The organism is Aliidiomarina sedimenti, from assembly GCF_003986955.1.
GTDB classification, from domain to species: domain Bacteria; phylum Pseudomonadota; class Gammaproteobacteria; order Enterobacterales; family Alteromonadaceae; genus Aliidiomarina; species Aliidiomarina sedimenti.
On the sequence record NZ_PIPN01000004.1, the window covers coordinates 156,811 to 169,637 of the forward strand.

Here is a 12,827-nt window from a genome sequence, read left to right on the forward strand (position 1 = left end):
GATCAGCCTCCTGCTACTGCACTAAAAAGTGAAAACCGCTGCTCTGCAACGATCCTTTGCTGGGCCCATTGTGACCGAGGCACCAGACTATCGTTGTGCGCTACGGCGACCTCGTCAAAATGCAACTGATGGTCGTCACAGTACGCTCTGATCACCTTTGCAAGGGTGTCGTCGCTGCCACAGGCTATGGCGTGCTGATTAATATAAATAAACATTAAAACTCCTAGCTAAACGCAGAGGTGTGGCCGGCACAGACCGGGCAGGCAGTGTCCTGAGTAATCTGAATGATTTGCTGATGGCCACTGGCGAGATCAAAGCGCCACAGCTGACTCCATTGCATGGCAGGGTCCTGCAGTAAAATACGCAGTGCTAAGGTGGCCTGATAACATCCAGCCATACCGACCACGGGGCCAAGAACGCCGTCAGTCTGGCAACTGCCAGCCGCTAGCTCAGTGATCGGGTAGAGGCAGTGGTAGCAGCCAGCGTTGTATTCCGTGCCACAATGGGCAGAATGAAAGGCCATGCCCTGCGCCTGCATGCCAATAGCGGCACCAGTGACCAACGGAACTTCAGCTATGAACGCATGCCGGTTGAGAAGCTGACGGGTCGCCATGTTGTCGCTGCAGTCGATAATAAGGTCAATATCGCTGAGCAGATGGTGGATATTGTCAGCTGAGACCCGCGCCGCCGTTGCATCCACCTTTAGCCCTGCGTGAATGGTTTTTAGCTGTCTGGCCATAACCGCAACTTTCGGCATCTGCACATCCGTTTCCTGGTAGAGCCATTGCCGCGGCAGGTTGCTCAGACTGATACTGTCGTGGTCAAACAGTCGCAAGGTGCCAACCCCCGCAGCAGCGAGATAAGGCGCCACCAGGCTGCCGAGCCCGCCGAGCCCCACCAGCGCTACCCGGGCCTGTCGCAAGCGCTGGATACCAGATTCTCCGCAAAGCGGAAGCATCAACTGGCGGCTGTAGCGCAGAAAGTCAGCGTCCGATAACATCGGTAAACGCCTCCACTTGTTTCGCCAGATTGATGCAGTCGGTGACAGCGCGGACAACCGCGATGCTACCCACCCCGCACGCCTTAACCTTGGCCGCGTTGTCCAGGTTGATCCCGCCGACTGCAACGGTTGGCATGTCCCCGGCAATGGCGGTGTAGTGCGCTAATCGCTGCAACCCCTGAGGACTGCTCTTCATGGCTTTGGTGGGGGTGGCAAACACGTGGCCTAAAGCGACGTAGGATGGCCGTAACGCCAGCGCATTGAGCAGTTCATAGTAGCCGTGGGTAGAGACACCAAGCCGCAAGCCGGCACGACGAATCGCCTGCAGATCGGCCATCTGCACATCCTCCTGACCTAAGTGAACCCCGTACGCTTTATGCTTCAGCGCGAACTGCCAGTAATCATTGATAAATACCCGCGCCTGATAGCGTCGTCCCAGTAACACCGCTTCCGCCACCGCTGCTTCAATTTTTAGCTGGGACCCTTCTTTGATCCTCAATTGGATGGTTTGTACGCCAAGCCTGAGCAGTTCGCTGAGCAAGGCGGTGTTATCGACGATGGGGTAGAGACCGAGGTGGTCCGTGTCGACGGCTTCAAAGGCTGGGCTGTGCAGGTCACGGATAAGCGGGCTCAGGCTGATTAGTTTGGCAAAGTAACGGGGCGGCGAGGGAAGCTGAGTGTGAGCAACAGGCCCGGGCCCCTGCCCCAGTGGCTGCGCATGCGACAGTCCGGCAGCGATATAGGCATTCGCCTGCACCACTGCATCTTCAACCAGGTCACCGCGTGCGAGGCAGGCGGCTATGGCAGAGGCCATGCTGCAGCCGGTGCCGTGGCTATGCGAGGTCGGCTGCCGTGGCTGGATCAGCTTAAAGCTAAGCTGCGGACTGAAGAAATAGTCACAGGCCTGGTCGCCCTGCCAGTCAGCATGACCGCCTTTGACCAGTATCGCTTTAGCGCCTAGTCGCAACAGCTGCTCAGCGCCTTGCTGCAGACTCTCGTCACTGTCAATGGCGTGCCCGCAAAGCATGGCAAGTTCTGCAATATTAGGGGTCACCAGTGCGGCAAGAGGGATGAGGTGACTGCGAATCCTGTCGAGCACCTGATTACCGGCCAGGGGCTGGCCGCTGGCGCTGACTGCTACCGGATCCACCAATAACGGGACATCACCCAGGCAACGGGTATAGTAATCCGCCAGGTAACTGACCTGACCGGCCGTTGCCAGCATTCCGGTTTTAATGGCTCTGGCCGGTAAGTCGGCGTGCAGACACTCAAGCTGCGCGGCGAACATAGCCGGCGAGACAGCTTCGATGCTGGTCACTGTCTGTGAGTTTTGCGCAGTCAGTGCGCTCACCACCGAACAGGGGTGCACGCCGAATGCGCGCATGGCCGCCATATCGGCCTGAATGCCGGCACCGCCGCCTGAATCTGAACCAGCAATGGTCCAGGCAATCGGCGGCTGACTCATAGTTCGGTCACCTTAATGGCGTTGTTTTGCGCTGTCTGCTTGGCCTCGGCTTGCTCGCGCACCTCGTGACTGATGCGCATCGAGCAGAATTTAGGCCCGCACATGGAGCAAAAGTGGGCATTTTTATTAGCCTCCTGAGGCAGAGTCTGGTCATGGTAGTCACGGGCTGTGAACGGGTCGAGAGCAAGATTAAACTGGTCTTCCCAGCGGAACTCAAAACGAGCTTTCGACAAGGCATCGTCGCGGACCTGTGCACCTGGATGGCCTTTCGCCAGATCGGCTGCATGGGCGGCAATTTTGTAAGCTATCAGGCCCTGACGGACATCTTCCTTGTCTGGCAGACCAAGGTGTTCTTTGGGCGTCACGTAGCAGAGCATGGCGCAACCGAACCAGCCGATCATGGCGGCTCCGATACCCGAGGTAATATGGTCATAGCCGGGTGCGAAGTCGGTGGTCAGCGGTCCCAGAGTATAGAAGGGCGCCTCATGGCAGTGCTTCAGTTGTTCATCCATGTTGGCTTTGATTTTATCCATTGGTACATGGCCGGGACCTTCAATCATCACCTGGACATCGTACTGCCAGGCGACTTTGGTTAACTCGCCGAGGGTACGTAATTCGGCAAACTGGGCGTCGTCGTTGGCGTCTGCAATGGAACCGGGGCGCAGACCGTCGCCTAGCGACAGTGAAATGTCGTACTTCGCACACAGTTTGCAGATATCTGCAAAGCGAGTGTAGAGGAAGTTTTCCTGCTGGTGGCTCATGCACCACTTGGCCATAATCGAGCCGCCACGGGAAACAATGCCGGTTACTCGCCTGGCCGTTAGTGGCACAAAATCACGCAGCACGCCGGCATGAATAGTGAAGTAATCAACGCCCTGCTCAGCCTGTTCCTGCAGGGTTTGATAAAACACCTCCCAGTTCAGATTCTCAGCAATGCCGTTTACTTTTTCCAGCGCCTGGTAAACAGGCACGGTGCCCACCGGGACCGGGCTGTTGCGTAAGATCCACTCGCGGGTCTGATGAATGTCGCGTCCGGTCGACAGGTCCATAATGGTATCGGCGCCCCAGCGCACCGACCAGACCAGCTTCTCGACTTCTTCTTCGATCGATGAGGTGGTGGACGAATTACCGATATTTGCGTTCACCTTGACCAGAAAGTTGCGTCCGATGATCATCGGTTCAGCTTCCGGGTGGTTTTTATTAAGCGGAATGATGGCACGTCCTTCGGCCACTTCGTTGCGCACGAATTCGGCGCTGATATGGTCGCCGCCCATGCTTTCACGCAAAGCGATAAATTCCATCTCCGGCGTGATGATGCCGCGTCGCGCGTAATGCAGCTGGGTCGGTGAGGCGTCTTGCTGGCGCTCAATGAGCCAGGGCTGGCGCATCTTCTGCAGGCCGGTGCTGACGTCGATTTGAGCGTCGATATCACCATAGGGACCTGAGGTATCATAGACACTGACTGCTGCATTCGGTGTTACTTTGGGGTTTTTGGGGTCGCCGCTGCGCGTATCGGAAAGCTCAATCTGGCGCATTGGCACCCTGATATCGGGACGTGATCCCTGCAGATAGGTTCGGCTTGACGCCGGATAAAAGTCACCGCTTAGTTGCTCGATAAAGCGTTGAGCTTGTTGGCGCCGCTCGCGATTAGTGCGTGGTGGTGTCTCACATGCAGCACGAATTGACTGGCGTGAAAACAAAGTTTGGTTGGTTGTTGACATAGCAAATCCCTGAATTTGGGGTAGGTTTGCTTGTCAGGAGTGCGTAGAAAGTTGCAGTGCGTGAACTTGCATAGACGGCCGGACGCAGAATTGCCTGGCAGTCGTTCATGACTACACTTGTTCCCTTCGCAGGTTCTAACCTGATCAGGTTCAACGGATCCCGTACTACGGTCTCAGCCCCTAAGGGCACTCCGACAAGATGAATACTTCGAGCTTACGCTCTTTTAATAGGGTGACGTAAAATCAGGCGGCTGGCAAGAGGCATTAGGCCAGTCATCTCAGAAACTGGTACACTAATGACATGATTGAAATATCGCAACGGGTCAGTATCCCGGACCATGAAATTGAATGGCAGTTTATCCGCTCTGCCGGCGCTGGCGGGCAGAATGTAAATAAGGTCGCTACGGCGGCGCAGCTTATTTTTGATATCCGTGCCTCCTCGCTGCCTGAGTTCTACAAAAACCGCCTGCTTAAACTGGCTGATCACCGCATTACCCAAAGTGGCAAAATTATCATCAAAAGCCAGCAAACCCGTTCTCAGTTGCAGAACCGGGAGCTGGCGCTTGAGCAATTTGTGGAGCTGATTAAGCGCGCCGGCTATACCCAGAAACGGCGGCTTGCTACCAGGCCAACCCGTGCCTCCAAAGAACGACGTTTAACGTCGAAAAAGCAGCGCGGCGAAAAGAAGGCGATGCGAAAAGGGCCGCTATAACGTTTAGACGTCTAGACATCCTTTACTGGCAGGCATACACTGGCCGTAGTGTCGGAATGTGTTCCCCAATGAAAGGATCAGAATGCTGCATATTATAGTGGTAGGAACAGGCAATATTGCCTCGTATTGGTTACAACATTTTGCGCCGCAACTGCCTGCGGATGCCAGGGTTCACGGCATTACTAATTCGCGCAGCGCCCAACTGACGACATCAGCAACGCCTGTAGCCAGGCAACTACCCGACAACCCTGAGCCTGGACATGACACTGAGCAATGGGTCGCTGAGCAAATTAAAGCGCTGGCTGCAGACCAAGGCGTTGAGGTGGTGGTGCTGGATTTGACCGCAAGTAAAGCCGTCAGCCGAAGTTACCCCTGCTGGGTGGCTGCCGGAGCCCATCTGATTAGTGCAAATAAATACGCTGGCTCAGCAGCGCCGGAGTTTTACCGCGAACTGCGCAACACGCTCTCCGCGCATCGCAGGTATTGGCTGTATAACACCACCGTTGGTGCGGGTTTACCTATTCAAAAAGCCATTGCCGAGCGGTTAACCTGTCACGATGAGATTATTCAACTGGAAGGCAATTTCTCCGGATCATTGTCGTGGATATTCCAGCAGTACCGCCGTGGTCAGAGCTTTTCCGCCTGGCTGCGAGAGGCCGCTGAGCAGGGCATGACAGAGCCTGACCCACGACTCGATCTGAGCGGCATGGATGTTGCCCGCAAGCTATTAATCCTTGCCCGTGAAGCCTGGCCGCAGGAGGGAGCGTCATTGCAGCTTAGCGACATCCAGATCGCTAATTTAGTGCCCGCGGGGTTACGCAACTGTAGCCTTGCAACATTTTGGCAGCAGGTCGGTGAGCTTGATCAGTCAGTGGCCGAGGCAACCCAAGCTGCTCAGTCCCACTATATTGGTTCTGTCAGTAGAGATGCTGATGGCGTGATTCGGGCCTCAGCACGGCTGCGGCCAGTGACAGAAGACAGCCCTTATGCCCATCTGGCTCCGGGCAACGCGAATTTCGTGATTAAAAGCCGCCATTATGACGCCAACCCGTTAATTATTCAGGGCCCGGGAGCGGGGCGTGAAGTAACGGCGGCGGGGATCCATAGTGACCTTCTCCAGCTAATCGCGTTGCTTTAAAAAAGCCAGAGCTAAGCAACTGATTTAAAATGTAAATATAATGCAAAGTGAGGACAGCTCTGTTTCTGAACCTTTGTCTTTTACGCCAGGGCAGGTACCCTGCTTAGCTTACCCAAATCCTGATCCACCCTGATGCACATGGAGGTCGTCATGCGCCTGTTTTTTGTGGGAATAATGGCTGTTGTAAGCGCAGCTTGTAGCCCTGGTGAAGAAACTCTTACTTTTAATCCTGAGGATGGTGAGAAACGCCTTTTTCAGGTGATATCCGATGCCTCAGCCCGCGCTGAAACTATGTATGGAGCCTCCTCGGACAGCATCAAAATGGAAATGCTGGTCGATTACCGGGTGACTCACGAGGACGGCCTGCGGATTGATGTCTCTCCGAAATATATGTACGCCGATTTCCGTCAGGGAAATTTTGCCAGCACCCAACAGACGGATGGCAACCAGGACATACGCGATGTCATGGAGGCTGGTTTCTATTTTAAAGCCGACCCCGATACCCTTGAGGTGACTGAGTTTGCAAGCAATCATCAAAGCGACCAGTTTAACGCCAATGAACCGGACCTGCTGCTGGATGTGTTTCGTCAGGATGCAACACGTCCGGGCCTGGGTCATGGTATTAGTATTCGCGAAGGTGCTACCCAGCGGGTGGACGGAACTGAGCAACTGCCGCCGTTAACCCTGACGGTGAGATCATTTGACGAGCGCGAAGTGGTACTGGAACTGCAGGGCGAAAATGACGAGGTTAAGCTGTTCGGTATTCTGGTCGTTGAGCGCCAGTCAGGATGGTTGGTACGCGCCACGCTGGTCTCTGACATGCGAGTGCCGGATTATAATAATTCTGAAGTTCGTTCGGTAGCGAGCATTTACCCCGCTGAGTGGCCGTATGGAATGGACCTGGGTTTTTTCAGTCACGCCTCGGCCATGCCCGGCGGCAGCGAAGAGTTCTTCACCAATGCCAGAGCGGCAGAGGAGATTAGCGCAGAGCAGGTATTTAGTGCAGACAGCGGTTTTATAGAGCACTTTCGCGACCGTATGAGCCTGATGTACCCCCATGATTCGCTGACCAGTGATCAGGCGGGGAAAATGGAATTCAGCGAATTAACTGCCTTCACTCTGGACGGCGAGCCGCTTGATATTGAGTGGCAGGCAACCGATGCCTTTGTCTATGCAAACTATGAGTCTGGTGACATTCGCAGCACCGTGGATGCATTTGCGCTGGGCTGGAATCAAATGCATGAACAGCTCAGCGAGCTTGCTTATATTGAAGCCACGCTCAACTGGTATCCGGAACAGATCGAGATTGTGGATATGGCGCTGAGCGAAGATGGCAGCGAATTGCGGCATGGTGATGCAGTGGTCCGCTTCGAACCGACAGAGCATGAGCAGGTGTATCGTTTGAGTTTCGAACAGGGTGAAAAACACAGCTTTATGCCAGCTGCTGAAGGTGCGTCTGATTCGAAGTTTGATTACAACTCGCTGGAAGGTGCCCCTGAATGGCTGGAGCTTGGGGAAAGCCGGGTGCTGGCCGTGGCTGAACGGGGTCATTTCCCGATGTACCTGGAGTTGTTTTTTGAAGACGGGCTGCCGGAGAGTATCAAACTGATTCAGATGACCGAAGCGGACCAACCTGCCGGGCAAAAAACAGCGCGATTCTACGATCCTGACGTGATTGGCAATAACCCCCGGATTAAGCCGCCGGAGAATGTTTATCTGCGACAGCAACAGGCAGATGATTTTCCGTTCTCTACTGCGCCTATAGGTTCATTTGAGGTGCAGGACATGGATCGGCCCCAGGCCTTCTTAGCGTTAACCAATGAGCAGGTTGCAGCATGTCAGCTGGAGCTGGCCAGTGACGAACTGGCCTGGCAGGAGATCGAATCACTGGAACGGATGCTGAATGGGCCGAACAGGGTGCCGGATGTGACCGTGCTGCAACTGCAAAGCAAGGATGGGCGTCGGGAGTACTTTTATCAGCAGGAGGTGACGACTGAGATAACCTGCCACGCTGAGCCTGCCTGGCAGACTCTTGACTGGCAGCCCACGGAAACCTCATGGCTGATTGATATCGCGGTGTTACCGCAGGTCGATCCTGAGGCCCCCGCGATTGATATGTTGCGGCAATATCGGTTTATCGCCGCGAACGAAAGCAGATCCAATGGCCGCACGCTGGCGTTGCTGCCGCCAACAGCAGAGGAAGCCGAGTTAAGCTATCGCGACAGTGCGCTTAGCGACTACCTGGTGGATGGTCAGTACCTGCGCCTTGGTGGTGAGGTCGCACGCATTGAGCAGCTGACCATGAGCGAGGAGCAGATTACCCAGACGTTAGTGCATCGCTTTCCTGAGCTGCCAGCATTCGAGAGCGAGGACTAAAGATGACAAAACTGATCTATATAACGTTTTTTGCGATGGCCTGCTTGCTTGGAACGCTATCTCCGGCCTTCGCTGAGCCTGAACAGGAACAAACCCGCTGGCTTGACCGCAGTATGCAGACCGTTGAGAAAGACGATGCTGAGTACTATCTGGCCGGGTATGAGGCTGTGGAGGGCGGTTATGCTATCAGCGTCAATTATGCGGAGACTGACAGCCTGCGTCTGCAGGCACAGGCTCGTACGCTGGAACTGAATGAAACCTCCTTTTTCGGTCCTTACCAGTCATTTTATCGCTCTGGCGCTGTGCTTGAGGAAGGTGAATACGATGAGCAGGGGCAACGTCAGGGGACGGTGACGGTTTACCATGAAAGCGGTGAGGTATTACGTAGCATTCCCTACCGCGACAACCTGGTCCACGGTGAATACACCACCTACTATGAAAATGGCAAACCCCGTCGCGTGCAGATGGTCGAGAATAATGAGCGCCATGGCGACAACCGAAGCTATTTTGATAATGGTCAGTTGCGCATAGAAAGCACATATCATCGCGGTGACCAGGTGGGTGTGGAGCGCAGTTATGACCGGGATGGCAATCTGACCCGGGAAGCAACGTATGAAGATGGCAAGCTGCAAGGCGAACTGGTTGAGTATTTTCCGTCCGGCGAAGTGCGTGCAATAGGCAATTATGTCGATAGCTCGCCACGGGGTGAACAGATTGAATACCGCAGTCCGGGCGACGTACGCCGCTACCGCATGATTGATGATAACGGCACTACAATCGCTGAACGCGAGTTTCGCACCGACGGCACAATGCAGCGAGAGCAAGAACCGATTGAAACTGACCACGGCCCGGGGTATCAGCGCACCAATTACCACACTGATGGCAGCGTATCGGAGATAGTCCAGGTCGCCGACAACGGCCTTTGGCAGCTTAACCAGCGCTTTAATAAAGACGGTGAGGAGATTGAGCGGCGCGAGCTACTTAACAGGGAACAGGTCGGGCGCTTTGTGCGCACTGGCTGGGGAGGTGGTACCGAACATGGTAGCTATGAAGACGGCGAACTGCATGGGCGTTACTACGAGACTCAGGACGGTGAAGTGGTGAACGAAGGTGAGTACCAGCATGGTAATAAGGTTGGCCGCTGGGACAGCCATGACGGGCATGGTTACGTGGTGGAGTATTTCGATGACGAGGGTAATTTGCATGGCGAGCGCACCGAGCGGAATAGCGAGGGAGACGTCATCCTGCGCCAAACCTATCAGCACGGCACCTTGCACGGACCTTACCAACAAATTCGTGACGGCCAGGTGATCGCCGATGGAGAGTTTGTGGACGGCCAGCGGCAGGGAGAATGGCGTATCTCCTCGCAGTGGAGTGGCGGTGATGTCGAACATGGTCGCTACCAGGATGACACCCCTGTGGGGCGTTGGACAACCTATGACCGCTATGGTCACCGGGTTGCTATCCGTCATTATAATGATCAGGGGCTACGCCAGGGCCGCCAGTTTGAGTTTGAACGCGACGGCGCGTTGAGTTCAGTGATTGAATACCAGGACGATGTGCAGCATGGCGTCGCTATCTTCTATCGCAATGGTGTTGAAGACAGCCGGGCTGTGTATGAGGACGGCGTGTATCTGCGCAATAAGGACGACGACCAGCCTTAAGCAGTCGCTTGTCTTTTTAACCCAACAGGCTATTATCAGGCGCTGAACGCTTGTGCTGCCGGGTCGTAACCCGGCTTTTTAAAGACGCAACGGAAGTTGCAATGGGAGACGCAATGAGTACACAGCCAGACATTATTTTATCGTCTGCCGACGTTGCTAAAATTGAGCAATGGATCGAAAAGAGTGCGTTGAAACGCGACGTAGTAGACGCCCTGGAAACTGAGTTGGCGCGAGCGCAAATCGTTAAGCACGCTGACTTGCCTGCTGATCGCGTGGCCATGGGCTGTCGGGTCACCTTCCGCATTGAGGAAGCGAACCAGACCTTTACCAAAACCTTGTGTTACCCGGACCAGTTAGCCTCCCATAGCGATGCTATCTCGATATTTGCCCCGGTTGGTAGCGCTTTGCTCGGCCTTACTATTGGCCAGTCGATTGAGTGGCCCGGTCAGCGTGGTGCGCAGCATGTGGAAATTATTAAGGTCGAACACTCTGCCCCGGATCAGTAAGCCATCTATCTGAAAGAAAAAGGTAAAACATGGGCGGCCCTTGGCCGCCCATGTTTTTTTTGTCTAGTCTTTTAACTGCTATTTAACCTTCAGGGAGCATGATGTGAGAGGAGTATGGGCGATTAGCCTGGGTTTGATTTGGATGATGAGTCTGGGGTCGGTAGCTCATAGTAAGGAGCTGCATTTTAGTACCGGTGCGTGGGAAGATCAGTTCAGAGCGGGTCGGCTTGCCTTACGCAGCGATGAGATTAACCAATGGGAGATGCCGTCCTGGCTTGGCTCGCCAAAGTTATTTATTGAAGGGTCAGTTAACCGTATACGGGTGAAAGGTGACAAGGAATCCGGCCTGACTGCATTAGGCCTGAGTCCGGTGCTGCAATGGCGGGTACTGGGTGATGAACGACCACTGTATATTGAGGCTGGTATCGGCGGCGCCTTAATTGACAGCGTAACAGCCGGGCCGCGGGAATTATCGACCCACTATCAGTTTGAAGACCTGCTGCGTCTGAGCTGGCAGTTTAGTGACAATAGCGAGTCACGGCTTTTTCTCATGATGGCGCATTACTCGAACGCCGGAATTAAGTCGCCGAATATGGGCGTGAACCTGGTTCAGCTTGGCTTCACTCTTTCATTTTAGTTGGTCACGAATGCGTTGCAGGCCATCACTGAGTACGGCCTCATCGACTTCGCCAAAATAACGCTTTTGCAGTGTCCCGTCAGCGGAGAAAAACAGGGTGGTCGGCATCACATGGGCGCCAACCATGGCTGAGAAGTCACCGCTGCTGTCGAGTAGGACGGTTTCCAGATTGAGTTCATGCTGTTGTAAAAACTGGCGCACTAAATCGAGATGCTCGCGCTGATTAATAAAGATAAAACGCACATCCTGGTGACGTTGTTGTGCGTTTTGCAGCATCGGCATTTCCCGCACGCAAGGTGGGCACCAACTTGCCCACAGATTTACCACCAGCGGGCGGCCATCCAGGTAGTCCGCCAGTTCGGTCTCCTGTTGCGCAAAGTTGGTCAGGGTTGCGTCGGGTAACTGGCTGCCTTGCTGGACTACAAAGACAACTAACCCCCCGGTTAACGCCATGCCAAGAACCAGTGTGTATAAGGCTGGCGGTAATGCCGGTTTTTGTTGTTGGCGGCGGACAATATAGACAAGGCTTGCCGCCAGAATGAAAACGATAAACAAAAATACAATCAGAGTCATAAGGTTCTTATAGGTCGCTTTTTTGCTGATAATGACAGACTTCACTGACGCTGTCATTCTCACGTATACTGCCTCAGCTGGACTGACGGAGCCGCGCGATGAACGCAGATAAACGAGCACTTTTTTATGCACTTGCGGCGGTTTTGCTGTGGTCCACCGTGGCCACGGCGTTCAAAATCACTCTGCTCTATTTAACCCCGCTGCAAATGGTGGCGGCGGCCAGTACCGTTTCCTGGATGGTGCTACTGATTATCTGCTTGTTTCAGGGCAAGCTGAGCGGGCTGGCGACGACCTTCCTCCGTCAGCCTCTGTATTATGTTGCCTTAGGCCTGATAAACCCGGCGGTGTATTACCTGGTGTTATTCAAAGCCTATGATCTGTTGCCCGCCTCTCAGGCCCAGCCACTGAACTATACCTGGGCAATTGCGTTGAGTTTCCTTGCCGCTATCGTGCTCAAACAAAAAATTCGCAAACGGGACTGGCTGGCTGCATTGCTCGGTTACCTCGGAGTGCTGGTCATCGCCACTCGCGGGAATCTGCTGGAGCTGTCCTTCAGTAGCCCTTTGGGGGTCGCGCTGGCGCTGCTGTCGACCCTGTTATGGGCAGGCTACTGGATCCTGAACACGCGTCATCCGGGCGAACCCGTGGTGAGTCTGCTGCTTGGCTTTAGTGTCGCAGTGCCGGTTCTTTTGTTGGTTGCCACCTGGCAGCATGGTTGGGCGGGAGTCCCGTTGCAAGGCTGGCTGGCGGTCAGCTATGTCGGTCTGTTTGAAATGGGTATTACCTTTTTCCTTTGGCTTAAAGCGATGCGCGAGGCGAGCAACGTGGCCTTAATCAGCAATCTGATCTTTATTTCGCCGTTTATCTCATTACTGCTGTTAGCGCTGATCATTGGTGAAGTGATTTACCCGGCGACGGTGGTTGGTCTGTTATTGATTGTACTGGGGCTATTAATTCAGCGAGTGGTGATTACTAGTTTTCTGCCGGTAAAACGCTGGCGGCGCAGCGTGAACAGTAAGCGTTCACAGTAAAGGT

General features: G+C 54.4%; 12 protein-coding genes and 1 riboswitch. Of the genes, 7 read left to right on the forward strand and 5 right to left on the reverse strand.

All coding sequences use genetic code 11. From position 1 onward, the window contains the following. Positions 1–2: 2 nt before the first annotated feature. The 4 genes from thiS to thiC are packed head-to-tail and all read right to left on the reverse strand — an operon-like array spanning position 3 to position 4,186. Positions 3–215, reverse strand: coding sequence for a sulfur carrier protein ThiS (gene thiS / locus CWE12_RS09795; protein WP_126789533.1), 213 nt, complete (start codon positions 213–215; stop codon positions 3–5). Positions 216–223: 8 nt separating this feature from the next. Next, positions 224–1,000 (reverse strand): HesA/MoeB/ThiF family protein, encoded by a 777-nt coding sequence (locus tag CWE12_RS09800; RefSeq protein WP_126789534.1) that lies wholly within the window; start codon positions 998–1,000, stop codon positions 224–226. Next, the gene (gene thiE, locus CWE12_RS09805; RefSeq protein ID WP_126789535.1) at positions 984–2,465 is read right to left on the reverse strand and encodes a thiamine phosphate synthase; all 1,482 of its coding nucleotides are present in this window, start codon (positions 2,463–2,465) and stop codon (positions 984–986) included. The genes CWE12_RS09800 and thiE overlap by 17 nt, the downstream gene beginning before the upstream one ends. After that, the gene (thiC, locus tag CWE12_RS09810; protein ID WP_126789536.1) at positions 2,462–4,186 is read right to left on the reverse strand and encodes a phosphomethylpyrimidine synthase ThiC; all 1,725 of its coding nucleotides are present in this window, start codon (positions 4,184–4,186) and stop codon (positions 2,462–2,464) included. The genes thiE and thiC overlap by 4 nt, the downstream gene beginning before the upstream one ends. A 104-nt stretch (positions 4,187–4,290) precedes the next feature. Then, a riboswitch (TPP riboswitch) is annotated at positions 4,291–4,390 on the reverse strand. Positions 4,391–4,487: 97 nt separating this feature from the next. Between thiC and arfB the strand changes: the two genes are divergently transcribed. From arfB to CWE12_RS09840, 6 genes are all read left to right on the forward strand, one after another. Then, positions 4,488–4,898: an alternative ribosome rescue aminoacyl-tRNA hydrolase ArfB gene (gene arfB, locus CWE12_RS09815; RefSeq protein ID WP_126789537.1), complete on the forward strand. Its 411-nt coding sequence runs from the start codon at positions 4,488–4,490 to the stop codon at positions 4,896–4,898. A gap of 82 nt (positions 4,899–4,980) precedes the next feature. Further along, positions 4,981–6,036 carry an aspartate kinase gene (locus CWE12_RS09820; protein ID WP_126789538.1) on the forward strand — a complete coding sequence of 352 codons (1,056 nt, stop codon included), beginning with the start codon at positions 4,981–4,983 and terminating at the stop codon, positions 6,034–6,036. Between the two features lie 150 nt (positions 6,037–6,186). Then, positions 6,187–8,412, forward strand: a complete 2,226-nt coding sequence (locus CWE12_RS09825; protein WP_126789539.1) for a hypothetical protein — start codon at positions 6,187–6,189, stop codon at positions 8,410–8,412. Between the two features lie 2 nt (positions 8,413–8,414). Beyond that, positions 8,415–10,076, forward strand: a complete 1,662-nt coding sequence (locus tag CWE12_RS09830) for a toxin-antitoxin system YwqK family antitoxin (protein WP_126789540.1) — start codon at positions 8,415–8,417, stop codon at positions 10,074–10,076. 113 nt (positions 10,077–10,189) lie between these two features. Then, on the forward strand, positions 10,190–10,582 hold the full coding sequence (gene rnk, locus CWE12_RS09835) for a nucleoside diphosphate kinase regulator (protein WP_126789541.1): 393 nt from the start codon (positions 10,190–10,192) through the stop codon (positions 10,580–10,582). Positions 10,583–10,685: 103 nt separating this feature from the next. Then, positions 10,686–11,219: an acyloxyacyl hydrolase gene (locus CWE12_RS09840; RefSeq protein ID WP_126789542.1), complete on the forward strand. Its 534-nt coding sequence runs from the start codon at positions 10,686–10,688 to the stop codon at positions 11,217–11,219. Here CWE12_RS09840 and CWE12_RS09845 read toward each other — a convergent pair. Then, on the reverse strand, positions 11,211–11,849 hold the full coding sequence (locus CWE12_RS09845; protein WP_126789543.1) for a TlpA family protein disulfide reductase: 639 nt from the start codon (positions 11,847–11,849) through the stop codon (positions 11,211–11,213). The two genes, CWE12_RS09840 and CWE12_RS09845, sit on opposite strands and share 9 nt — an antisense overlap. A gap of 41 nt (positions 11,850–11,890) precedes the next feature. Between CWE12_RS09845 and CWE12_RS09850 the strand changes: the two genes are divergently transcribed. Beyond that, on the forward strand, positions 11,891–12,823 hold the full coding sequence (locus CWE12_RS09850; protein ID WP_126789544.1) for a DMT family transporter: 933 nt from the start codon (positions 11,891–11,893) through the stop codon (positions 12,821–12,823). Positions 12,824–12,827: the final 4 nt, after the last annotated feature.

Bases quoted from the DNA above. Each gene is read 5' to 3' on its own strand.
- CWE12_RS09825 (WP_126789539.1), top strand. From the start codon at position 6,187: ATGCGCCTGTTTTTTGTGGGAATAATGGCTGTTGTAAGCGCAGCTTGT.
- rnk (WP_126789541.1), top strand. From the start codon at position 10,190: ATGAGTACACAGCCAGACATTATTTTATCGTCTGCCGACGTTGCTAAA.
- thiC (WP_126789536.1), bottom strand. From the start codon at position 4,186: ATGTCAACAACCAACCAAACTTTGTTTTCACGCCAGTCAATTCGTGCT.
- CWE12_RS09800 (WP_126789534.1), bottom strand. From the start codon at position 1,000: ATGTTATCGGACGCTGACTTTCTGCGCTACAGCCGCCAGTTGATGCTT.
- CWE12_RS09820 (WP_126789538.1), top strand. From the start codon at position 4,981: ATGCTGCATATTATAGTGGTAGGAACAGGCAATATTGCCTCGTATTGG.
- CWE12_RS09830 (WP_126789540.1), top strand. From the start codon at position 8,415: ATGACAAAACTGATCTATATAACGTTTTTTGCGATGGCCTGCTTGCTT.
- CWE12_RS09845 (WP_126789543.1), bottom strand. From the start codon at position 11,849: ATGACAGCGTCAGTGAAGTCTGTCATTATCAGCAAAAAAGCGACCTAT.
- arfB (WP_126789537.1), top strand. From the start codon at position 4,488: ATGATTGAAATATCGCAACGGGTCAGTATCCCGGACCATGAAATTGAA.
- thiE (WP_126789535.1), bottom strand. From the start codon at position 2,465: ATGAGTCAGCCGCCGATTGCCTGGACCATTGCTGGTTCAGATTCAGGC.
- CWE12_RS09850 (WP_126789544.1), top strand. From the start codon at position 11,891: ATGAACGCAGATAAACGAGCACTTTTTTATGCACTTGCGGCGGTTTTG.
- thiS (WP_126789533.1), bottom strand. From the start codon at position 215: ATGTTTATTTATATTAATCAGCACGCCATAGCCTGTGGCAGCGACGAC.